Source organism: Pseudoclavibacter helvolus (assembly GCF_014191305.1).
In the GTDB taxonomy this organism is placed as follows: domain Bacteria; phylum Actinomycetota; class Actinomycetes; order Actinomycetales; family Microbacteriaceae; genus Pseudoclavibacter; species Pseudoclavibacter helvolus.
On record NZ_JACHWJ010000001.1, the window covers coordinates 72,976 to 95,770 of the forward strand.

20 protein-coding genes, 1 tRNA gene and 1 pseudogene are annotated in these 22,795 nt (G+C 66.6%); 11 read left to right on the forward strand and 11 right to left on the reverse strand.

What is annotated here, in order from left to right:
• Positions 1–152: 152 nt before the first annotated feature.
• The 11 genes from FHX72_RS00280 (at position 153) to FHX72_RS18655 (ending at position 9,144) form a co-directional block, all read left to right on the forward strand.
• Positions 153–2,885 carry an Rne/Rng family ribonuclease gene (locus FHX72_RS00280; RefSeq protein ID WP_244963949.1) on the forward strand — a complete coding sequence of 911 codons (2,733 nt, stop codon included), beginning with the start codon at positions 153–155 and terminating at the stop codon, positions 2,883–2,885.
• A gap of 223 nt (positions 2,886–3,108) precedes the next feature.
• The gene (gene rplU, locus FHX72_RS00285; RefSeq protein WP_068481311.1) at positions 3,109–3,417 is read left to right on the forward strand and encodes a 50S ribosomal protein L21; all 309 of its coding nucleotides are present in this window, start codon (positions 3,109–3,111) and stop codon (positions 3,415–3,417) included.
• A gap of 18 nt (positions 3,418–3,435) precedes the next feature.
• Positions 3,436–3,690: a 50S ribosomal protein L27 gene (gene rpmA / locus FHX72_RS00290; RefSeq protein WP_068481308.1), complete on the forward strand. Its 255-nt coding sequence runs from the start codon at positions 3,436–3,438 to the stop codon at positions 3,688–3,690.
• Positions 3,691–3,795: 105 nt separating this feature from the next.
• On the forward strand, positions 3,796–5,304 hold the full coding sequence (gene obgE, locus FHX72_RS00295; RefSeq protein ID WP_068481305.1) for a GTPase ObgE: 1,509 nt from the start codon (positions 3,796–3,798) through the stop codon (positions 5,302–5,304).
• A 28-nt stretch (positions 5,305–5,332) separates the two neighbouring features.
• Positions 5,333–5,587: a hypothetical protein gene (locus FHX72_RS00300; RefSeq protein WP_156475762.1), complete on the forward strand. Its 255-nt coding sequence runs from the start codon at positions 5,333–5,335 to the stop codon at positions 5,585–5,587.
• A 21-nt stretch (positions 5,588–5,608) separates the two neighbouring features.
• Positions 5,609–6,238, forward strand: coding sequence for a nicotinate-nucleotide adenylyltransferase (gene nadD / locus FHX72_RS00305; protein WP_068481298.1), 630 nt, complete (start codon positions 5,609–5,611; stop codon positions 6,236–6,238).
• On the forward strand, positions 6,235–7,089 hold the full coding sequence (locus tag FHX72_RS00310; RefSeq protein ID WP_183622342.1) for a hypothetical protein: 855 nt from the start codon (positions 6,235–6,237) through the stop codon (positions 7,087–7,089). Before nadD ends, FHX72_RS00310 begins: the two co-directional genes overlap by 4 nt.
• A gap of 70 nt (positions 7,090–7,159) precedes the next feature.
• Positions 7,160–7,564, forward strand: a complete 405-nt coding sequence (rsfS, locus tag FHX72_RS00315) for a ribosome silencing factor (RefSeq protein ID WP_183622350.1) — start codon at positions 7,160–7,162, stop codon at positions 7,562–7,564.
• Positions 7,565–7,569: 5 nt separating this feature from the next.
• Positions 7,570–8,355: a sulfite exporter TauE/SafE family protein gene (locus FHX72_RS00320; protein WP_235812747.1), complete on the forward strand. Its 786-nt coding sequence runs from the start codon at positions 7,570–7,572 to the stop codon at positions 8,353–8,355.
• Positions 8,356–8,431: 76 nt separating this feature from the next.
• Positions 8,432–8,504: transfer RNA gene (locus FHX72_RS00325), tRNA-Ala, on the forward strand.
• 238 nt (positions 8,505–8,742) lie between these two features.
• Positions 8,743–9,144: a hypothetical protein gene (locus tag FHX72_RS18655; RefSeq protein WP_244963950.1), complete on the forward strand. Its 402-nt coding sequence runs from the start codon at positions 8,743–8,745 to the stop codon at positions 9,142–9,144.
• Here the strand turns inward: FHX72_RS18655 and FHX72_RS00330 are convergent.
• The 11 genes and pseudogenes from FHX72_RS00330 to FHX72_RS00380 form a co-directional block, all read right to left on the reverse strand.
• Positions 9,064–10,110 (reverse strand): annotated as a pseudogene (locus tag FHX72_RS00330) (recombinase family protein); the annotation flags it as partial. The gene FHX72_RS18655 and the pseudogene FHX72_RS00330 overlap by 81 nt on opposite strands.
• 125 nt (positions 10,111–10,235) lie before the next feature.
• Complete coding sequence (locus FHX72_RS00335) at positions 10,236–10,652, reverse strand: sulfate permease (RefSeq protein WP_183622352.1); 417 nt, start codon at positions 10,650–10,652, stop codon at positions 10,236–10,238.
• A gap of 206 nt (positions 10,653–10,858) precedes the next feature.
• Complete coding sequence (locus FHX72_RS00340; RefSeq protein WP_183622354.1) at positions 10,859–11,458, reverse strand: hypothetical protein; 600 nt, start codon at positions 11,456–11,458, stop codon at positions 10,859–10,861.
• A 13-nt stretch (positions 11,459–11,471) separates the two neighbouring features.
• The gene (locus FHX72_RS00345) at positions 11,472–11,930 is read right to left on the reverse strand and encodes a single-stranded DNA-binding protein (protein ID WP_183622356.1); all 459 of its coding nucleotides are present in this window, start codon (positions 11,928–11,930) and stop codon (positions 11,472–11,474) included.
• 61 nt (positions 11,931–11,991) lie between these two features.
• Positions 11,992–17,001, reverse strand: a complete 5,010-nt coding sequence (locus FHX72_RS00350; RefSeq protein ID WP_338110065.1) for a helicase — start codon at positions 16,999–17,001, stop codon at positions 11,992–11,994.
• 59 nt (positions 17,002–17,060) lie between these two features.
• Positions 17,061–17,609 (reverse strand): hypothetical protein, encoded by a 549-nt coding sequence (locus FHX72_RS00355; RefSeq protein WP_183622359.1) that lies wholly within the window; start codon positions 17,607–17,609, stop codon positions 17,061–17,063.
• Between the two features lie 227 nt (positions 17,610–17,836).
• The gene (locus tag FHX72_RS00360) at positions 17,837–19,627 is read right to left on the reverse strand and encodes a TraM recognition domain-containing protein (protein ID WP_183622360.1); all 1,791 of its coding nucleotides are present in this window, start codon (positions 19,625–19,627) and stop codon (positions 17,837–17,839) included.
• Complete coding sequence (locus FHX72_RS00365) at positions 19,624–20,094, reverse strand: hypothetical protein (protein ID WP_244963951.1); 471 nt, start codon at positions 20,092–20,094, stop codon at positions 19,624–19,626. The genes FHX72_RS00360 and FHX72_RS00365 overlap by 4 nt, the downstream gene beginning before the upstream one ends.
• Positions 20,095–20,182: 88 nt before the next feature.
• Positions 20,183–20,416, reverse strand: a complete 234-nt coding sequence (locus tag FHX72_RS00370; RefSeq protein WP_183622362.1) for a hypothetical protein — start codon at positions 20,414–20,416, stop codon at positions 20,183–20,185.
• Between the two features lie 34 nt (positions 20,417–20,450).
• Positions 20,451–21,953 (reverse strand): TraC family protein, encoded by a 1,503-nt coding sequence (locus tag FHX72_RS00375; protein ID WP_183622364.1) that lies wholly within the window; start codon positions 21,951–21,953, stop codon positions 20,451–20,453.
• A complete protein-coding gene (locus FHX72_RS00380) occupies positions 21,950–22,753 on the reverse strand; it encodes a hypothetical protein (RefSeq protein ID WP_183622366.1) in 804 nt (267 codons plus the stop codon). Before FHX72_RS00380 ends, FHX72_RS00375 begins: the two co-directional genes overlap by 4 nt.
• Positions 22,754–22,795 lie beyond the last annotated feature (42 nt).

The following is a 22,795-nucleotide window of genomic DNA, read 5'->3' on the forward strand; positions in this document are numbered from 1 at the left end:
CCGTAGGCAGGATCGCCGCAACCGCGGCACACCACGTAGAACATTTCCGCCGAACGGGCGGAGACCATTTTCGGTGAGGATGCTTGACATCCTCATCGCCCGGAGGGGTGGGCGCACGCTTTGCGCCACGCCGGAGTAGGAGCACACCAGAAATGGTGACCACAAACGAATCAGACCAGAACACCGACAACGACACCGAGCCAAGCGGCCAGGAGCAGTTCGACACAGATCAGCGCCAGGAGTCCGCGAACGCGGCCGAAGTGGGCGCCGAAGAGCAGGCTCCCGTAGAGCAGCCGGCGCAGGCGGAGAGCGAAGGGCAGGCGGAGGAAGCTTCTTCGCCCATCCCCGCCGTCATCTCGTCGACGACGCTCTTCTTCCTGCAGCCAGACCTGCCGCCCGTTGTCGAGCGCGCGCCGCGCGACGACCGCGGGCGTGCGCGTCGTCAGGACGACGAGCAGTACGAGCGCCAGGAGCGCGGTGAGCGGTCCGATCGTTACGACCGTCAGGAGCGCACTGACCGCTCAGACCGCTCAGACCGGGGCGAGCGCGTTGACCGCAGCGACCGCAGCGATCGATCGGACCGTGGCGATCGCTCGCGCGAGTCGACCCGCGACGACCGCCGCCAGGCTCCCGCCGAGCGCACGCAGTCGACGACCCGTCGCCGTCAGCCTCGCGAAGAACAGCCGGCAGAAGAGCCAGCACTGATCACCGAGCCGCAGAAGATCAAGGGCTCCACCCGCCTCGAGGCGAAGCGTCAGCGCCGCCGCGAGGGCCGCGAGAGCGGACGCCGTCGCCAGGTCATCACCGAATCCGAGTTCCTCGCCCGCCGCGAGGCCGTCGACCGCGTGATGCTCGTCCGCGCCAAGGACGACCGCGTGCAGATCGGTGTGCTCGAGGACAAGGTGCTTGTCGAGCACTACGTTGCACGCTCGCAGGAGTCGTCGCTCATCGGCAACGTCTACCTCGGACGTGTGCAGAACGTGCTCCCAAGCATGGAAGCCGCCTTCATCGACATCGGGCGTGGCCGCAACGCCGTGCTCTACTCGGGCGAGGTCGACTGGGCCGCCGCCGAGGTCGGTGGCAAGTCGCGTCGCATCGAGAACGCCCTCAAGCCGGGCGACCGCGTGCTCGTCCAGGTCACGAAGGACCCGATCGGCCACAAGGGTGCTCGTCTCACGAGCCAGGTCTCGCTTCCCGGCCGCTACCTGGTTTACGTGCCTGGCAACTCGATGAACGGCATCTCCCGCAAGCTGCCCGACACGGAGCGCGCGCGCCTCAAGAAGATCCTCAAGGAGACCCTGCCGGCAGGCGTCGGCGTCATCGTGCGCACGGCGGCCGAGGGTGCGACCCAGGACCAGCTCGAGCGCGACGTCAACCGCCTCACCGCGCAGTGGGCCGACATCTCCTCGCGCATCGAGGCGGGCCCAGCCCCCGCGCTCCTGCACTCTGAGCCCGACCTGCTCATCAAGATCATCCGCGACGTCTTCAACGAGGACTTCCACAAGATCGTGATCCAGGGCAGCGAAGAGCTCGAGACCATCACGAACTACCTTCGCCAGGTCGCTCCCGACCTCGTCGACCGCGTCGAGGCATTCCAGGGCGGCGACGTCTTCGCCGAGTACCGCGCGACCGAGCACATCGAGAAGGCGCTCGACCGCAAGGTCTGGCTGCCTTCCGGCGGTTCGCTGGTCATCGACCGCACGGAAGCCATGACGGTTGTCGACGTCAACACGGGGAAGTTCGTCGGTTCAGGCGGCAACCTCGAGGAGACGGTCACGAAGAACAACCTCGAGGCTGCAGAAGAGGTCGTCAGGCAGCTGCGTCTCCGTGACATCGGCGGCATCATCGTCGTCGACTTCATCGACATGGTGCTCGAGTCGAACCGTGACCTCGTCATGCGTCGCCTCATCGAGTGCCTCAGCCGCGACCGCACGAAGCATCAGGTCGCGGAGGTCACGAGCCTCGGTCTTGTGCAGATGACGCGCAAGAAGCTCGGTCTCGGTCTGCTCGAGACGTTCAGCGAGCCGTGCGAGTCGTGCGCGGGCCGCGGCGTCATCGTGTTCCACGACCCGGTGCTCAAGCACCGTGGGGGAGCGCCGGACAGCAACGCCAATAGCAAGAACGGTCGCAAGGGGCGCGGTGGTCAGCAGCGCGAGCAGCAGGCCCCCCGTGCCGTCGCGCCACCGGCCGCGGCCTCCACCCACGGCATCACGGACGAGGCACGCGGTGCGCTCTCGAAGATCGCCGCATCCACCATCAACGGCCAGAAGCCGGGTGAGCATGCCGAGGAGCTCGCTCCTGCAGCGCAGCCGCAGGCAGGTGCCCAGGTGGCGGCCGCAGAGGAACGCGGCGGCGACGATCAGGCCGGCCAGCAGGCGCAGGGCGGTCAGCAAGGCGAGGCGCGTCGCTCGCGTCGCGGACGTAGGCGAGCGAAGACGGACGCCCAGGCGCCGGCCTCCGCTCAGGCGGCTGAGACGGCGAACGGCGAGCAGGTAGCCGGCGACCGCAACGAGGCTCAGCAGTCGGACGGCGATGACCGCAGGGCTCGCGCGAGTGAGAACCTCTTCGACTTCGACTCGGCCAAGAGTGCCGAGCCGGCACAGACCAAGCGTGAGGCCGACCCGGCTGCGCTTCGTGAACTCGACTCGCTGCTGGATGCGCTGGTCACCCCTGAGGGTGAGCAGCGGTCGGCGGCGGCCGAAACGACCGAGGCACCCGCCGCGGTCGAGGTGACGACACCCGTCGCCGCTCCTGAGAAGCTTCAGGAAGCGCCGACGACGTCTGCGCCGAAGGCAGCCCAGCCGGTCACGGCTGAGCCGCCGAAGGGTGCTTCGGGGCGTCCGCGCCGCCGCCGCATCACGACGCCGCCGCTCTCGGCCGAGTAGTACAGGCAGAGGAGGGCGGCCGGGCGCGAAAGCGTCCACCGGGTGGGTGCGCTTGCGCGCACCGACCCTGCCGGGTAAAGTGGTTCGCTGTTGCACGTTTGCATTCGTGCTGGCATTCCCTCGCCCGGTTGCAGGGCAGAGTCAGCTCGCCGCAGCGAGCAGGGCTTCCAGAGTTTGAACACACAGCGTCCGACCTTGTCGGGCTCGGAGAAAAGGTACTGAAGTGGTATTCGCAGTTGTGCGCGCCGGTGGACGGCAGGAGAAGGTAGAGGTGGGCACTGTGCTCACCACGAACCGTGTTGTTGCCGACAAGAAGGGCAATGTCACGCTTCCAGCTGTGCTGCTCGTCGACGGTGAGACCATCACGAGTGACGCAGAGAAGCTCGCTAAGGTCACGGTGACCGCAGAGGTGCTGAACGACCTCCGTGGCCCCAAGATCGTCATCCAGAAGTACAAGAACAAGACCGGTTACAAGAAGCGTCAGGGCCACCGTCAGGAGCTCACGCGCATCAAGATCACCGACATCAAGTAAGTCGAGGAGCAGACTTCAATGGCACACAAAAAGGGAGCGAGCTCGACTCGCAACGGCCGTGACTCGAACGCTCAGCGCCTCGGCGTGAAGCGTTTCGCGGGCCAGACCGTCAGCGCGGGCGAGATCCTCGTCCGTCAGCGCGGCACGCACTTCCACCCAGGCGCCCTCGTGGGCCGCGGTGGCGACGACACGCTGTTTGCCCTCTCGGCAGGCATCGTCGAATTCGGTGCAAAGGGCCGCCGCAAGGTGGTCAACATCGTCGCTGGCGAATAACAGCAAACACAGTCCCTGATTCCAGGGCGGTGTCAGGATGAGGGGCGGGCCACGGTCCGCCCCTCATCCGTATTTTCACGACTTATCGTTCTACAGGAGCTCCTCATGGCCACCTTCGTCGACCAGGTGACGCTGTATCTGCGCGCTGGAGAGGGTGGCAACGGCTGCGTCTCTGTCAAGCGCGAGAAGTTCAAGCCACTCGCCGGCCCGGACGGCGGTGACGGCGGCAACGGTGGGAACATCACGTTCTTCGCCGACCCGCAGGAGACGACGCTGCTGTCGTACCACCACAAGCCGCATCGCTCGAGCGACAAGGGCGGCTTCGGGATGGGCGACTGGCGAAACGGCTACACCGGCCAGCCGCTTGATCTTCCCGTGCCGGTTGGCACCGTTGTCCGCGACTCGGACGGTCTCGAGCTCGCGGACCTCTCGGAACCCGGCATGCGCTACGTCGCAGCCGAAGGCGGGCAGGGGGGACTCGGCAACGCGTCGCTCGCGAACACGAAGCGCAAGGCCCCCGGCTTCGCCTTGCTCGGAACACCTGGCGAGGAGCTGCAGGTGCAGCTCGAGCTCAAGATCGTCGCCGATGTCGCCTTCGTCGGCTACCCGTCGGCCGGCAAATCCAGCCTCATCGCGGCCATGTCTGCGGCCAAGCCGAAGATCGCCGACTACCCCTTCACCACGCTCCACCCCAACCTCGGCGTCGTGCAGGCGGCTCAGTACCGCTACACGGTCGCCGACGTGCCCGGTCTGATCGAGGGCGCAAGCGAGGGTAAGGGCCTCGGGCTGGACTTCCTCAGGCACGTCGAGCGTTGCTCGGCGCTCCTGCACGTGCTCGATTGCGGAACGCTCGACCCGGGTCGCGACCCGATCAGCGACCTTGACGTCATCCTCGAGGAGCTCGGCAACTACCCGGTGCCCGAGGGGCAGACGCCCCTGCTCGAGCGACCGCAGCTCATCGCGCTCAACAAGATCGACCTGCCAGACGGGCGCGAGCTTGCCGACTTCGTGCGGCCTGAGCTCGAAGAGCGCGGCTACCGCGTCTTCGAGATCTCGACCGTCAGCCACGAGGGCCTCAAGGAGCTCTCGTTCGCACTGGGCGAGCTCATCGACCGCGACCGTGAGGCGAAGCTCGCCGAACTGGCGATCAAGCCGCGCATCGTGCTTCGTCCGCGCCCCGTCGACGAGAAGGACTTCGAGATCCGCGTCGAAGGCGGAACGCACGGCAACACGTACCGAATTCTTGGCGAGAAGCCGCAGCGCTGGGTCGCCCAGACCGACTTCGCCAACGACGAAGCCATCGGCTACCTGGCTGACCGCCTCAACAAGATCGGCGTCGAGGAGTCCCTCTTCAAGGCCGGTGCCGTCGCCGGCTCCGCCGTCATCATCGGGCCAGGCGCGCAGGGCATCGTCTTCGACTGGGAGCCGACGCTCACGAGCGCCGCAGAGCTGACCGTCTCCCCTCGAGGCACCGACAGCCGTCTCGAGGAGAACAGCCGTACCACGACGCGTGAGCGTCGTGAGGGCTACTACGAGCGCATGGACGGCAAGGCTGCGGCCCGTGCCGAGCTGGAGCGCGAGCGCGAGGGTGGCGTGTGGAAGGTCGACGAGTGAGCCCGCGAACATGGGTAGGATGGACGGCATGATCGAGCTGATTCCCGCCGTGCTTGCCAACGCCGTGCTAGCTGAAGAGGGGCACCACGTCGTCAACGAACTCGTGATGCCTCCGTTCATGTTCGGGGTTGTCACGCTCGTCGCATTTGTGTCGCTCATCATCGTCACGTACGCGTTCCGGAACACGTGGCACAGCCACCCGGTCGACTCGAAGGTCGTGCCGTACGAGCCGTTCAACCACGCGGGCGTCATCGAAGCCGGCTCGGAGCACTCGAAGCACTAGCGCGGAGAGCCGCGTCACCCTATGCCTCACACCGTCGAGACTTCCCCCGTTGCTGCGCGCCGTCGCGTCGGCGTGATGGGTGGCACCTTCGACCCCATCCACCACGGCCACCTTGTGGCGGCCAGCGAGGCGGCCGCGCATTTCGAACTCGACGAGGTGCTGTTCGTGCCGACGGGAAAGCCGTCGCACAAGGCGCACGTCACCCCGGTCGAGCACCGTTACCTCATGACCGTCATCGCGACGGCCTCGAACCCTCGGTTCAAGGTCAGTCGTGTCGACGTCGACCGTGACGGTCCGACCTACACGATCGACACGCTTCGTGACGTGCAGCGCCTCCGGCCAGACGCCGATCTGTACTTCATCACGGGGGCGGACGCCATCGCGCAGATCCTCGGATGGAAGAACTCGCTCGAGCTCTTCGAGCTCGCTCAGTTCGTGGCCGTCTCCCGTCCGGGCCACGAGATGCGTACCGATGGCATCCCTGCCGACAAGGTCGCGACGCTCCAGATTCCAGCGCTGGCGATCTCCTCGACCGACATCAGGGAACGTGCCTACGAAGAGAAGCCGGTCTGGTACCTCGTCCCGGATGGTGTTGTGCAGTACATGTCGAAGCACCGGCTGTACACGGCGGAAGAGATTGATGCGATATGAGTGACGCTCCACTGACTCGTCGCGAGCTCCGCGAACTCGAACGGCGCCGCGAGAAGGGCGAGGAGACGCCGCTGCCGACGCTCACGCCGACCGTCTCCGTGACCTCCGAGGCCACGACCACGGAAGCCGTGCGCGAGCCCGTCGAAGCGGCCGAAGTCGAAGTCGAGCCTGAATCGGCAGACGAACCCGGATCGGCAGACGAACCTGGATCGGCCGACGCACCAGAAGCGGAAGTACCCGTCTCTTCGGTACCTGCCTCAGGCGTCGCCTTGGAGGCACCCCTCCAGATCGCGGGCCTTTCTCCCGCGACAGTGCCGGAGCCGGAGCCGGAGAACGACCGCGCGGATGCGCCAGAGCTGCCGGGGGACTCGTTCAATCGCAGCCCGGCCGCGGCGGAGCAGGAAGCCCAGCAAGACGGCACAAGCGGCGACTACTTCCGTCGTCTCGTAATGGCGAGCCACTCAACGGACGAGACTCCGACGGGCATGATCGTTATGCCAGACATGAGCTCGCCCGGCATCACGGGCGCGCTCAGCGGAGCCGGCGACCTCATGGTGACCGGCAAGATGCAGGTCTCGCGCGAGCTGTCCAACTTCGGCACGCTCACGAGCGGCCTCGACTCTCCGGAGATCGACGTCGACGACGACGACATCGAAGAGCAGCGCGTGAAGATCGTTGAGGAGCACAGCCCCGTTGCCGCCAGCCGTGCCGTGAGGGAGCCCGGAATGCCGCTCGCTCCCCGCCGCGGGAACGGGGTGCGGCTGTCCATCTGGGCCGTCGTCAGCGGGATCGCCGTCGCTGTGGCTGGCGTTGTCGCAGTGATCCTGGGTATTGTTCAGGGTTGGTTCTGATCAGCTGGCGAGCGCATCGCCTCTCGGACACCACGATGGGCTCTCCTGAGCTCTCAACGAAAGGCACCGAATGACCGCGAGTACGCGAGCAATCGAACTGGCAAACATCGCAGCGCAGGCTGCCGACAAGAGGCTCGGCTTCGACATCGTCGGCCTCGACGTCTCGAACAACATGCCACTTACGGATATCTTCCTGCTCGCCTCCGGCCGCAACGAGCGCATGGTGCTCTCCATCGCCGACGAGATCGAAGACGCAATGCGCGACATCGGCCAGTGCACGCTTCGACGTGAGGGCCGCCGCGAGGGCCGCTGGGTTCTCCTCGACTTCAACGACATCGTGGTCCACGTCTTCCACGAGGAAGAGCGCATGTTCTACGGCCTCGAGCGCCTGTGGAACGACGCCCCCGTCGTCAAGCTCGACCTCGCTGATGCGGATGCTGAAGCAGACGAGTCAGAGCAGGCAGAAGAGAACTGACCAGCGTGACGCCCCGCAGGTCGCTGGGAGGATGGGCGTGGCTCATCCTCACCGGCTTGCTGGCGGGGTTCCTGTCCGGGCTCTTCGGTGTTGGCGGGGGCATCCTCATCGTGCCCGCGCTTGTGTACCTGGTGCGGCTCGACACTCGTCTGGCAGCCGGCACGTCCCTCCTGGCGATCCTGCCTTCCGCGATCGTTGGAGTCCTGACGTACGCGAGCGCGGGCAATGTCGATCTGTTGCTTGCGGCGCTGCTGGCCCTCGGCGCGATCGTCGGGGCGCCGATCGGCTCCTGGCTGCTTGAGAAGGTCTCGAAGCGGACGCTGCAGTGGTCGTTCATCGCCTTCATCGGCGTGGTCATCGTCTCGCTCTTCCTTGTTGTCCCCTCGCGGGATGCCGCCGTGCACATCGACGTGCTCGGGGGAGTGCTCCTGGTCATCCTTGGGGTCTGCACGGGCATCCTGTCCGGGCTGCTCGGCATCGGCGGTGGCGTCGTTGTCGTCCCGATGCTCGTTGTGCTCTTCGGCTCGAGCGACCTCCTCGCGAAGGGCAGCTCGCTGCTCATGATGATCCCGACTGCACTCTCCGGCACGATCAGCAACCTCCGGCGGAAGAACGTTGACGTCGGGGCCGGCCTCGCGGTTGGCGGGGCTGCGTGTCTCACGACGACCCTCGGCGGGTTGAGCGCCGCGGCAATCTCGCCGTCGCTGGCCAACATCCTCTTTGCAGCGTTCCTCGTTGTCATCGCCGTGCGCATGGGCTTCGACGCGTGGCCGCGCCGAAGCGCCCAGTAGCGACACGCGCTCGGCGCCTCGATTTGGTGCGCCTCAGCTTCTGAGCTATTATTTTCGAGTTCCCGGAAACGGGTGCGGGTCTGTGGCGCAGCTGGTAGCGCACCTGCATGGCATGCAGGGGGTCAGGGGTTCGAATCCCCTCAGATCCACAATTGAAGACGTACTAGAACTCCTGACGTCGGTTGATGCGGGTTCTGGTGTGAGGGCGGCGAAGGGCTCAGCGAGTCGGATCGTCGCCCTTTCGTCTTCGCTGATGTCGATGCCGTGGGTGAGCGCTTGGTTTGCCAGCCGCTTGCCCTGGTCGTTGGTGCGGGCGTAGAGCGTTGCGCAGTCGACCAGCAGGCCGAGGGCCGTGCTGAGTTGTTTGCGTGCTCCGGTGTGGTGGTCGTGTTCGCTGGCGAGGCGGCGGTCGATGTCGGCGAGCCCGGTGCGGATGCGGTCTTGGTGGCGCTTCAAGGTGTCGAGGTCGATGGCGTCGGCGAAGTGCGCGGCCAGGAGCTTGTCGCTCTCGTTCTGGAGTCGCTGACGGTTCTCGGTCAGCTCGGCCATCTCCTGGGAGCGGGAGGCGAGGCGTTCATCGAACGCGGCCTCGACCTGGGCAGCCAGCGCGGTGTACTCGTCCTCGGTGATCGCGATGTCTTGGTAGCAGTCGGCGACGAGTTGCTCGGCGACGCCGATGGGCACTGCTCGGCGGGTGCAGTTCTTGCGTTTGGAGGCCCGCCCGGAGCAAACGTAGTAGCCGTAGCGGACGCCTTGCTTGTTGGCCGGGTAGTCCAGTTGCATCCGTGACCCGCACGATCCGCAGTACAGGGTGCCCTTGAGGTAGTGGTCGTGGGAGCGTCGCCGTTCTGAGGCGATCTTGCGGGAGTCGAGGAGTCGTTGGACGTGCTGCCAGGTGTCGAGGTCGATGAGTGGTTCGTGGGTGCCGGGCTGTTCGGCGCCTTTGTAGCGGACGATGCCGATGTAGTAGGGGTTGCGCAGGATCTTGAAGAATCCTGATCGTGCCATTGGCCCGGAGGGGCGCTTGGGGGTGGGCACGGTGGTCAGGCCGCGGGCGGTGACCTCGGCGAGCAGGTCGACGACGGTGCGATCGCCGGTGGCGTACTGCTCGAACACCCACCGGATGAGCGGTGCGCGTTCGGGGTCGATCTCCACGGTGCGGTACTCGCGGCCCTGTTCGTCACGTTTGCGGACGTTGAGGTAGCCGATGGGGGCACGCATAGGGGTACCGCCGGTCTCGAACTTCTGGTTCAGACCCTTGGTGACCTCGGTGGCGAGGTTCTTGGAGTAGAACTCCGCGATGGACGACATGATCCCGTGCAGCAGCATCCCCGATGGCGTCTCATCGATGTTCTCCGTCGCCGAAACCAACGTCACCCCGGCTTCGACGAGGCGGCGGTGGATCTCGACGTCATCTACCCGGTTGCGGGCGAGGCGGTCGACCTTGTGCACGATGCAGTAGCTGACCTGATGGGTCGCGATGTACTCGAGCATCCGTTGCAGGTCGGGCCGGTCAGCAGAGCGCGCGGATTCTCCGGCGTCGACGAACTCCGCCACGACCCGCGCGCCGAGAGACTCGGCTTTGCGGGCGTTGGCCTCACGTTGGGCGGGGATCGAGAATCCCTCATCGCGTCCGCCCTTGGCTGCTTGTTCCTTGGTTGAGACCCGCTGGTAGGTGACTGCCGTGAACAAGGGGGCGGAGTCGGTCTCAGGGTGTGGGGCGAGGAGTGTCATCGTGATCTGTTCCTTGCTCATCTGCCGGAGCAGATGGTGATGCGTCGTTGATGTTCAGCGTGCCGATGCAGCGCTGGCGTTCATCGATTTCGTGGGCGTGGAGTTCGTCGGCGAGGTGCAGCACGAGGTCGACCAGACGGGCGTGGTCAGGTGTGGAGCGCACCCGGGGTTCGGCCGAGATACGTCTCCCCGTGTTCGTTGTCCGGTAGTGCCTCATGCCCTACAGGTGCGCTCCGTGCCTGTCGGCCCAGGTGGTCGTGCTTGCGTTCACGGCGACGGACGCTGATGAGCCTGGCGGCTGTGATGGGGCCGTTGACGAGGAACTTGAAGGCATTGATGATGCACAGCAGCACGATCAGGTGCAGCCAGCCCGGGCCACCATCGGCGATGAGAGTGGTGCACCAGTAGGCGACGGCGAAGTAGCCGACTGAGAGCAGCATGGCCGGGATGCCCCAGCGCAGCCCTCGCCTGGTACGCAGGGCGTCGAGCAGAATGTTGGTGGGCATCCAGATCCGCATGAACGTGCGGATGCGGGTGCTGGTGTTCCAGATCAGTCGGAGCATGACGGAGTCCTCCCAAGCGGCGACGCCTTGATGGGATGGACTCACCTGGGCGGGTGCCCGGCTCGTCATGCCGTCTCCACGGAGGGTGACGGCCTAGCTGATGTGATGTCGCCTGTGCCCACGATTCTACCGGGTCAGCTGACGCTCGGGAAGGGCATGGGCGTGGGGTCGAGCTGTGTGGCTCGATCCCACTGCTGTTCGGAGGCTCAGGTGATCTCGCCGGTGTCAGGGTTGAGGCTGGCGTAGAAGTCGTGTTCGATCTGGCGGCGGCGTTCGACGTCGGCGATGACGAAGGCTACGAAGTCCTCGTCACGGTTCTCGATGGGGGTGTCTTCGATGGGTGCGGCTTCGTCCTCGCCGGGCCAGATCGTCTGGCGAGTGGGCCTGTCCCGGTCGAGTCGGGTGCCGCTGGCGGCGACCCAATCGCGCAGTCGCTGTCGGGTATCTGCGAAGTCGCGATGCCAGCCGATCGGGGCCGAACCGTTCTGCTGTGGATCGAAGGCGTTGAGCCAGTGGGTGTGGAGTGCGGAGAGTTCCCAGTGCAGCTCGGGGTGCCGATGCCACATCGGAGGAATCACCGAGGTGGGCAGCCCGTAGGTGCTGCGCAGCCAGTTCACCCACTGGTTCAGCTCCAACCATGCATGCTCTGCCTCATCAGCGGTCAGGAGGTTCCAGTTGATCGGGCCGGGCGGTTCCTCCAGCACCGGTCCGAGGTCACCGTGCGGCTCAGGCGTCGATGCGGGGTCGAGATCGGGGTCTGGCCGGCCGTCGGGCTCTTCGGCTGATGCGCGAGTGTAATCGCTCATGATCTGGTCCGGTTCAGCGGCCAAGCGTCGCAGGCTCGCGGGCCTGCGAGGACTGCTCGGGCCGTTCGAATGCCTGGCTGCGGTCAACGCCGGGCGCGCCTCGTCCCGGACCGGGGCGCGGTTCGCGTTCGATGCTCAGACGTGTGCTGACCGGGTTCGGGGCGAGGGTGTCGGCGCGGAACTCTTCGCGTTCGGCCCCGGTGGTGGGGTCTGTAAACTTCTCGAACCGTCCGGTGGCGATGAAGTCGTCGCCCTTCTTGAACAGCTCCATCGCTGCTTCAGCGGCCTTGTAGCGCACCGCGAGGTCGTGGAACGTCCGGTCGGTCTTGGTGAAGGTGCCATCATCTTCGCGTCGCCAGTGGTCGACGCCCACACGCGCATAGAACCTCGGCGTGCCGGTCTTCTCGCTGTGGGTCAGTCGCGGGTCACCGGCGATGTGACCGACCATGATCGTGCCGTTCTTGATCCCCATCACGCATCCTCCTGTTCGCGTCGCACCGCCTCTCTTCGGCTGGTGTGACGGGAAGGTGCGCTCAGAGTCCACGTGGGGAAAGGTCACGCGATTCGCCACCAGCGGTGGCGAACGCTCCGGTGGTGCTCGGGGTCCGGGCCGGGTCGGCTCGCACACCGAGCGCCGCCCGGTGCGCTCGCACCGTCTCCACCGTCAGCCCGCTCGGAGAGCCCTGCGGTGCGGGTTCGGGCGGTGCAGCGTGGTCGATGTCTTCTTGCATCGCGGCCAGCCGGGTCTCGATTCGGGAGAGGTCGTTCTCTGCGTCTGCGAGGGCCCTTGTGTGGCGGAAGGGCTGTCCGATGCGTTGCTCGGCATCGTCGCGTTCTTGCTCAGCACTGGTCAGGTCGTCGCGGGCTTGCTCCAGGAGCGCGGGGATGCCGGAGGCGCGGTTCTCGATGCGCTGGATGAGCCCGACGCCGCCGTCGAGGAACGATTGGCGGGTCATAGTGAATCCACTACGGGGCACTCCGTCGAGTCTGACGGTCACCATCGGTTCAGCTCCGAGCGCCGGGCTCGTTGAGACGGTGACGTCGAAGCCGCTGATCTTGCCGATGGCACCGTAGTCACGGGTGGCGTAGCGGGGTGCCCATTTCAGGTCGGAGTCGTGCGCCCAGGACGCGAGCGCGTGGGCGGCGTCGGTACGGGAAGTGTAGGTGTGACCGCGTAGCTCGATGCGGAACTTCTCGCCCGAGGTATCGGTCAAGCGAGGCAGCACCGCTTCGAGGGCTTCGACATCGGAGGCAGCGCGACGTGCGTGATCGCTGGCTCGGTCGCGGGCATGGGCGAGCATCGACTCGTTGCGATGGTAGGCGCGCTCCAAGCGACGCAGCCGTTGCACTTCGGTGTGCACGGTGGAGTGCTCCAGCAGCAGCGGGTTCCCCGAGGAGATGGCTTTGGCTTCTGCGGCCGAGAGCGCGGAGGAGTCGATCTCCTCGATTTCGCGGGAGTCGAGGCTGCCACGCATGAGCTGCGCGATGAATGTGGCTTTGCGTTCGACGCCCTGCCACATGTATGAGTCGAACGATCGCTCGGTGACGAAGCGGACAATGCCGATCTCGGGATTCTGGTTGCCTTGTCGCAGGATGCGGCCCTCGCGCTGGGCGATGTCGGACGGGCGCCACGGGCAGTCCAGGTGATACAAGGCGACGGCACGGTTCTGGACGTTGGTGCCGACGCCCATCTTCTCGGTCGAGCCCATCAGCACCGCGACGTACCCGGCGCGCGCCGCAGCGAACAGCCGGGCTTTGTCCACGTCGGTCTTGGCCTCGTGCATGTACCGGATCGACTCAGGAGGCATCCCGCGTGCGATCAGTTGTGCCCGGAGTTCGTCGTAGGCGTTCCACCGGGTCGGGTTCGGGGTGCCGATGTCGGAGAACACCAGCTGCAAAGCTCCGCGCACGGGCGATTCCTGCCCGGTGATCGGGTCGAGGTAGGTGTTGTCTTTCGTCTGTTCCCAGACCCGATGGATGCTGTCGGCGGCCAGATCGACCTTGGTCGGCCCCGAGATGTCGCGCGGGGCGATCATGCGAATGTCGAGCGCGGCCTTGCGCCCATCGGTCGAGATGGTGAGCATGTTGTCCTCGCTCGGCGACACCGCTCGGGCCGCGACCTTCTCGGCGCGCGTGCCGAGGGTCTCGATGAACTGCTCCAGCTCGACCGTGGGCTGAATCGCCACCGTTGCCGGTGCCCGGCGTCCGTCGTCGCGTTCAGCGATGTGGGGGATCGGCAGTTGCAGATCCTCGGCGGTCTTCACATCGGCGAAGATCGACCAGAGTTTCAGCATCTCGGGCACGTTCTGGAACTTCGAAAACCTTGTCTTCATGCGGAACGTGTTGTTGCCAGTGGGGGCCATCTCCATCTGCGTGACCGTCTGCCCGAACGTCGCCGCCCACGCATCGAACGCCCCGATCCCGGCAGTCTCCAGCAAGTCCGGGCGCAAGTACTTCTGCATCACGAACGCCTCCGTGACCGAGTTCGAGATCGGTGTCGCGGTCGCGCCGGTGACGACTCGCTCTCTGCCTTGGGAGCGAAGATATTCGAGCTTCATGTGCAGATCGCTGGCCCGGTTGGAACCCTCGATCGCGGCGTCAGCGATGTTGGAGTCGGTGGCGAGGTTCTTGTACATGTGCATCTCGTCGACGACCACGTAGTCGATGCCGGTGTCCTCGAAGCACACCCCGGCATCCCGACTGGTGTCGATGCGGGCTTTGACCTTGTTCTCCAGCTGGAGCAGCTTGCGCTGGATGCGCTTGACGCTCATCGCGTTCTCACCCGTGGCCGCAGCCAGCACTTCCCGCATCTCGTCAACCTGGGCTTGGATGTACGCCTGCTGGGTCTCTGCGCGCAGCGGGATCTTCTCGAACGCTCCCTGCGTCACCAGGACGCCATCCCACTCGTTCGCCGACGCCCGCGCGACGAACAGGCGACGCTTGTCGGCGGTGAGGTCTTTGCTGGACGCGGCGAGAATCCGGGCCTGTGGATAGATCTGCAGCCACTCGCGGCTGAACTGTTCCAGCATGTGGTTCGGGATCACCAGGACCGGCTTGTCGATGAGACCCATGCGGCGCATCTCCATCACGCCCATGATCATTTCCGCCGTCTTGCCCGCTCCGACCTCGTGGAACAGCCCGGCGGAGGGTTCGGCGATCATGCGCGCGACTGCTGAGCGCTGGTGCGGGCGCGGGGTGAAGTTCTCCGCCAGCCCCGGCAGGCTCAGGTACTCGCCCGCGTTCGTGTAATCCCTGAGCACAATGGAATTGAAGCGCCGGTTGTACTCGTTCACGAGGGTGCGGGCGCGTTCGGGGTCTTCGAATACCCACTCGGAGAACCGCTCTTGCAGGGCGTCGGCTTTCTCCTGCGCGGCGGTGGTCTCCAGCGGGTTGAGCACGCGGCGCTTTTTGCCGTCGAGCTCTTCGATCTCGTCATAGACGAGTAGGGTGCGCTGTTCCATGATTGCCTGGGCGATATCGGGAGCGGGGCGACGCTCGGTGCCCCACTCGCTGGTGGACATGAGCCCTTGGCGGCCTCCGCGTACTTCCCACATGCCCGGCAGCGGGTTTTCCACATTCACGTCGCTGGTGCGCAGCAGCTCGTTCAGGAACTGCGCGTGCACCTCGGCGCTGATCCACACCGCTCCCATGCGGGCGCTGATCTCCTGGACACCGAGCGCTTCGGGCACGACCTCGGTCAGCGCGTCCACGTTCGCCTGAAACTCAGGATCGTCGGCAGCGCGCGTAGTGGCCTGCTCCAGTTTCACTCGCACATCACCGGAGAGGTACGCCGGGGCGTGGATGAGTTCGTCAGTGACCGGATCGGTGAACACCAGTCCGGTCAGCGAGGCGCGTGCCTCAGCCTCGTCCATGCCGAGCATGTCAGCGATCAGCGGCAAGTCGATGCGACCGGTGCGATCCAGGCTCACCGCGATCGCATCAGCGGGAGTGTCGACGCCCTGGGTCTCGGTGCGCGGGGAGACGACCCGGCGCGTCATGATCGCCGCTGGGGTCGCGGTCTGGTCGGTGTCGTCGAACTGCTCCAGCGCGAGCACGAGCGCCCCGAACGGGTCGCTTCTCAGTAGCCGGATCGGGGTCGGCACCTTACGGGCGTAGGTGTCTTCCCCGGCATCGTTGGTGCGTCCGGTGCGGCGCAGCGTGTAGCGGTTCAGTGGCCCGTACCGGCCGACGTACTTGCGGTAGTCGCGGTGCAGAGCCTCGCGTGCCGCGTTGATCTCGTCGGTGTCATCGACGGTTGCGGCCTCCAGTTCGAGCAGCCGGTGCGCGCCGTCGCGCAGCCCCAGCAGGGCGCGTAGCTCCAGGCCAGCCGACTTCGGCACCTCCAGCGGTTCGACGGCACCGGCGGCGACGGTGCCGAACCCGGTGTCGGTGGTGACGATGCTGCCATCCCACAACTGCGGCGGCGACGGCACACGGGCGGCCTGCCGCGCCTGGTGCTCCGCCGTAGGCGCGGTGAACGTCAGCCCGGTGCGGCGAGCACTGAACGTGACCTGATCGAGCACGTCAGCCAGGTCTGCTTCCAGCCGGTCGAGGTCGCCGGCGACGGTGAGCGCCGGGCCGTACATGCCGTGCCCGATCCCCAGAGTGCCGAGGACATGCTCGGGGTGGGTGTCGAAGTAGGCGTTGATCTTGGCCGTCTGCCCGTCCATGTTGATCGGGGTGACCGTCTCCCACAAGCCGTCATCGGCGGTCGGCTGGCCTTCCTCGCGGCGGCGCAGGATGAGCAGATCGGTCACCACGTCTGTGCCCGCCGTGCGCCGGTGCGCTCCGGCGGGGAGCCGGATCGCGCCCACGAGGTCGGCGAGCATCGCCATCTCGCGGCGCGCGCCGGGGTTCTGCGCGTCCATCGTGTATTGCGACGTGAGTACGGCGACCATCCCGCCCGGCCTGACGAGCCGGAGGGATTTGAGGATGAAGTGGTTGTGCATCGACTGTCGGGTCGGGTTGTGCACTGGGTCGTGCAAGGTCACATCCGAGAACGGCACGTTCCCGATCACCGCGTCGAACGATCCCTCGGGCAGACGGGTGTCCGCGAACGACTCGCCGCGAACCTCGGCGTGCGAATACAGCGCCCTACTGATGGTTGCGGTCACCGGGTCAAGCTCGACGCCGGTCATGTGCGCCGTGTCCGGGGCCATGCCAAGGAACGTGCCCAGCCCGGAACCAGGCTCCAGCACCCTGCCGCCGTCGAAGCCGAGCATGGTCATGGCCCGCCACATCTGCCGCACGATCAACGGGTCGGTGTAGTGCGCGTTGATCGTCGTGCGCGCGGCGGCATCCCACTCTTCTGGGGTGAGCAGGCTCCGCAGCTGCTCGCGCTCTGTGTTCCAGTCCTGCTTGGATTCGTCGAAAACCTCGGGCACCGCGCCCCAGCTCGACCAGCGCGCAAGCGTCTGCTGCTCGTCGGCGGTCGCCGGGCGTTCCTGAGCCGCGAGCAGCCGCGCGGCTTCGATGGCGGCCACGTTCGCGTGGAAGCGGGCTTTCGCGCCCGAGGGGGCCAGATCGTCGTGCGTGGCGGGCACGAACCGCAAGACCGGCGCGGCAGACCGTGGCTCCGGGTCGGTGTCGTCAGCAGTGGGGGTTAGTGGACTTCGCGCAGGAAGCGGATCGTCGCTGCCTCTGCCAGCAGGCTCTGGTGCTCTTCCAGATACCGCCTCGGGATCCCCGCTTCGACCATGCCCTCCAAGAACCAGAGTGGCACGGCCCAGTCTTTGGCTTTCTGCTCCAGGTCGATCGTCGAGGGCATCAGATCGGGGGCGTCCTGTATTCGCTCGGCCCACATGATCAGGTTCTCGTCGTTCGGCGTGGTCTGGTTCCACTCCTGACGGGCCTCGTCCAGCGGCAGGCTCGGGTCGGTGAGCCAGGCGAGTTGCTGCATCACGACGTCCTCCGCTATCCGTAGCGCCGTCATCCGGCGTGCCACGTCCTGCAAGTAAGTCTGCTCCGAAGAGGCCATCTTCGCCAGCGTCAACGCCGGGTTCGTCTCGATCTGCCGTGCCAGTTCGGTGATCTGGCCCTGTGCCTCCAGTCCCAGTTCGGTGAAGAACTGGGTCGGGTTCTCGATCAGCTTGTACCGTTCTGGTGCGTGGGTCTTCCAGTGCTGCATCGCCTGTGCCCCGTACTTGTTCACGTTCTGCTCCCTCCACGTCGAGCGTGTTCTCGGCTGCTTCGCTGATCTGCTTGTCGGCGGTGTGCTCGGCTAGCCCCCACAGGTCGAACTCCAGCTGACCGGGCGGCGCTGTGCGGCTCCTGCGTCTGGCCATGAGCTATCACCTCCACCACACTCGGGCCGTTGTCGTCGCTGCCCGTGGCTGAAACTGTCGGTCGTAGGTCAGCGGTCGGTGAGATAGGTGCGGCTCAGGTGCCATTGCTGCCTCGTTCCAGCATCGCCTCGATCTCGGCGCGATCGGCCTTGAGCTGGTTACCGTCGGGTCGTTTCGGCCACGCGCGTAGGTCGGTGATGATCGGCGGGGCCGAGCGCAGCATGGTGACGGCGGTGCCGAACGGGAGGGTGCGGATGCGGTCGGGCGGCATGATCGGCACGCGCCGGATCGAGCGTTGATTCGAGCGGGTGCCGTGATCGCCGAGGGTCATGCTGTCGGTGAACTCGTCGCGTTCGCCGATCAGCGCGGAGAGGTCTTGCAGATCGCGGCTGTTGGATGCGCCGCCGAGGATGATCTTGGTGATCGCCGCATCCCAGATGGCGTTGGCTTGGTTCTCGCTCCAGCGGTCACGTGCCTGCGCGAGGCTCTGGAGCACCGGCATTGTTGTGATGCCCGTGCCGCCGCCCTCGGCCATGAGAGTCGGCAGGCTCGGCAGCGGGCTGAGGTTGGCGATCTCATCCAAGGCCAGCAACAGGGGTGGGTCGAGGCGCGCGCCGGGTGAGCGTGCCGCCACCCGTCGGGCGGCTTCTACGAGGTCTTCGACGAACGCCGCCACGAGCGCGGCGCTGGCTCCGGCTCCTGCGCCGGTGGCGAGTAGGTAGAGGGTGCCGCGCGAGGAGATGAACTTCTCCGGGTCGAAGTCCTCGCCCGCGCCGGGCGTGACCGCATCGAGTACGCGCGGGTCAGCTAGCGCGCTGAGTGACAGGGAGACGCCTTGCCAGATCGAATCGCGGGTGCGCGGGTCGGAATCGATCATCGCCTCCAAGGACTCGGCCCATCCGCCCGCCGCGAGCGGGCTATTTGTCAAGATCGCCACCGCGTCGGCGGCGGCGGTCGGGTCGAGCGTCCAGCGGAACAGTTCGGCGGGCGGCCTGTGGTCGATCGCGGCTGCGTGCAAGAGCGCTTGGAGGGCGGAGCGTGTCTTGCCCTCCCAGAACCCGCCGCCCTCGACGCCGCCGGAGCTCAGGCCGGTCGCTGAGGCGAGGCCGGTTGCGCGAATCATCGCCGTCAGAGGGTCTTCGCATCCCCTGATCGGTGACCAGCGCAGCCCGGCGGGGATGCCCTTGGCCAGATGCTGCGGGTCAAACACCGCTGTCGGGCCGATGCGCTGCCTCGCTCGCAGGCTCGCGGTGAGGTTGTCCGGGCGGGTCGAGGTCACCACGACCGCGCCGGGCGCGTCCAAGATCGACGGGATGACGATGTGCAGGCCCTTGCCCGAGCGCGGTGGCCCGATCAGCAGAATCGAGTCCTCGACGCTGGCCCACACGTCACGCCCGTGCGCGGTGCCGAGCCGGTAGCCCACATCGGCAGGTGCCGGCTGTGTCAGTGAGGGGCGCAGGTTCGCTGCCCTCCCCAGCAGTGCCTTGGTCGAGGCGGCCCCGGCGACGTCGTGTTTCGTGGCGATGCCGACGAGCCGGTGCGGGTCGGTCGCGGTCTTCCGCGACTGACGGCGCAGCAGCGTCCAGCCCCAGGTGATCGCCGCCGCCAGCAGCGCGAACAGGACGACCGCGACAATCCAGTAAGCCACGACGTTCAGGCCCTCGGCCTCGAGCGCGGTTGCCGGGTCGCCGGGGTTGAACAGCACGCCGACCCCAGCAGCGGGGCCAGCCGCCGGCTGAGCAGTCCCGGTGAGGAACGCGGCCACCGACCCGGCCCCGCGCAGCAGGAGCGCGAGCGCGAACACCCCGATCAGGCCGATCATGGCGGCGTTGGTCAGCTCGTCACCGAATGAGCCGGTCTGCCTGCCGGGTGCCGGAGCGCTCATGACAGGCTCCGCACGACGAGCGTCCCCGAGACTCGGCCCACCAGCACCACTTCGTCGCCACGGTTGAGGTGGTCGTGGTCCAGGTCGATGAGCGCGCGGGCGGTGCCGGTCGCAGCGGCGTCGGTGTGCCGGATGATGCGGCACACCGCAATGTCCTCGCCGGGTACAAAGCCCTCCCCGGTCACTTCCCGCAGCCGGGGCGCATCCGCCGGTTCGGGATCCGGCAGGTCAGGGGCTGGGGTGTTCTTGCGGGCGGTGGCGGTGATGATGTCGGTGAACACCGAACCATCGGCCTCGGTGACCTCGACCCGTGCCGGGATCATCCGCTCGGCGGTGACCTGATCGACAATCTGCGCGAACGAGCCGCGCCGCCACACTCCCTCGGCGACCGGCGGGGCGAGCGGTTCACCGTCGATGCTGGCGCTCATCGTGCCGTCGTCGTGCACGGCCAGGCGGATTACCGGCATCGACACCGGCGCGGGAACAGGAACGTGGGTAGGTGGCTTTCTCATGCTGTCAGGTGCGCCCGCAGCCTCCCGGCCAGGCATTACCGCGTCAGCGGGGGTCTTCGTAGTAAAGCGTTCCGGAGTCGTACCCGAACAGCACGACGCCCTCACAGCCGCTGGGAAGTTCGGCAGTCTTGATGAGCACCTGAGCCTCGCCGTAACGGTTGGCCTCGGTGTTGCGGAGCAGGATGGCGACGCCGATAGTCTCGCCGGGCAGGAACGCGCGCCCCTCGATCTCGTAGGGTGTTGTGCGAGTGGCAGTAGATGATGTGTTGTGTTTCATGCCCACCAGGTGCTTCGCCTGTTTCCCGTGTGGGTCACGGTGTGTTTCCGCCGGGAGTGAGGCCCGATGCCCTGGCGCTCGTGTCGAACAGTTCCAACTCGGCAGGGTGCAACTGCTGTTGCACGACGAAGCTGCGTTCCTTGATGCGCCACAAGCCCTGCCCGACCCCGAGCGAGGGCAACAGTTTGCGTTCGGTGGTCGTCAGCCCGAGCGCCTTCGCGGTGACGCCCAATTGGTCGGATTCTTGCCGGTAGATGATGCGCGTCTCGGCGTTCGCTAGCAGGCTGTTGGCGAGCGAGCGCATGGCGCTGCCGGAGTCGCCGACGTTCTCCAGATCGGTCAGCTTGTGGAAGATGAGGGCGTTGGCGATGCCGTAGTGCCTGGCGAGACGCCAGTGCGCGTCCATTCGTCTCAGCAACGATGGCTGCGACATCAGACGCCACGCCTCGTCGTAGATCACCCACCGTTGCCCGCCTGCCGGGTCGAGCAGCGCCGATTCCATCCACGCCGAGCAGCACGTCATGAGTGCGCTGATGAGCGTGCTGTTCTCCGTCACCCGCGACAGATCGAGGCTCATCATCGGCAGCGTCGGATCGAACTGCACCGTCGAGGGACCATCGAATAACCCCGCTAGGTCGCCTGCGACCAGCCGCCGCAAAGCATGGCCGACAATGCGGCCGTCCTCGGCCAGTCGTCCGTCATTGTCGTCGGTGGGGGCGAGGATGCGGTCGACGACCATCGGCAGAATCGGCACCGTATTCTCCCGCACGGTCGCGGTCAGCGCGGTGTCGATCGCGGTGTGTTCCAGCGGGGTCAGCGTGCGAGTGAGCACCACCTCGGCCAAAGCGCCGATGAGGTCGCGGCGACGAGCGGCCACGGTGCTCTCCCACTCGACATCAGTGAAGTGGGAGGGTCGATAGCCCTCGTCCAAGGGGTTGAGTCTGTTGGCCATGCCGTGCCCGAGCGCGATCGCGCGTCCGCCGACGGCCTCCGCGACAGCGGTATGTTCGCCTTTCGGATCGCCCGGCACGTACACGCGCCTGCCGAACGGCAGGCTGCGGGTGTACAAGGACTTGGCGAGTGAAGACTTGCCTGAGCCGACGATTCCGGCCAGGACGACGTTGGGTGCGGTGATGACGCCGTTGGCATACAGCACCCACGGGTCGTACACGAACGAGCCGCCGCTGTAGAGGTCTTGGCCAACGAATACTCCGCTGGACCCGAGCCCGCCCTCTGCGACGAACGGGTACGCACCCGACAGGGTGGCGGAGGTGTCCTGATGCCGGGGCAGATGGAAACGGCCCGGTGTGCGCAGCATCGACGGGCCGGGTTCACCTGCTGCGGGCAGATACTGGCGTGCGGCGCGCTCGGCTTTCTCCGCTTCGGCACGGGCCTTGGCCTCGTCCATCCGCTGCTGCCGCTGCTCGTGGTGCAGCTGGTTCGCGGCTTGGCGTCGCTGTTTGCGGTAGCGTCGCTGTTCTTTCGCGGGGGCGACCAGCACCGAGGCATGCAGCTTCTCACCATCGCTGCGGTTCATCGCTCCAGCCCCCGGTTGCGCTTGATGTCCGCGATGCGGTCAGGGGTGAACCATGACCCGTCGCCGCGCACCCGGTCGCGGCGCTCATCGAGCGCCCGCCGCGCGGCCTCGGCGGTCGCCGCGTCCTGCGCAGGCCCTACGTTCTGCGGACCGTCGCTCTCCGGCGTGCTGCTGTCGGGCGGTGGTGTGTGGGCGCGGTACAGCCCGGTGTGCCCGAGGGCGTGATTGTAGATCAGGGCGTAGTCGCCGTCATCGACTCGTTGCGAGTGCATATTGGTGGGCGGTTCGTCGTAGTGGTGCCCGTTGGCGAGCGCGGCGCTGGTGGTCTCGTCGCCGTAGTCGTAGCCGCGCAGATGCTTGATTGCGGCGTCGGTGCCGTCGCGGTTGATGAGGTCGAGCACCTGCCCGGCCTCGTCGCCCTGCAAGAAGACGACCGTCACCCATTGCCGCTGCGGGGGTTGCCAGGCGATGCGGCCCAGGTGCCCGGATGCCTGATCGAGGACGCTCTCGGCGGCGCTGACGTGCCTTGCGGCCTGCTGGAGTGCGTCGGCAGCGGCCCAGGCGTCGGCAGCCCCGAGATCACGGTCACCGTCATCGTGGGCGGCGCGGCCTTGGTGGGTGAGGCTGGCTCCGCCGAGTTGGATGAGCGACTGCTCCAGGGAGCGGGTCGCGCCGAGGAGTTCCCCGACGATGCCGTAGAGGTTGTCGGGGTCGTCGATACGGATGGTGGCGTGTGCGAGACCGCGCAGCGCTTGGCGGGCTTCCTCGGCGTCGGCGGTCGGGTCGTTGAACGTGGGCATGTCGGGCCTCCAGGTGGATCAGTGGTGATGGTTTCGAGGTGC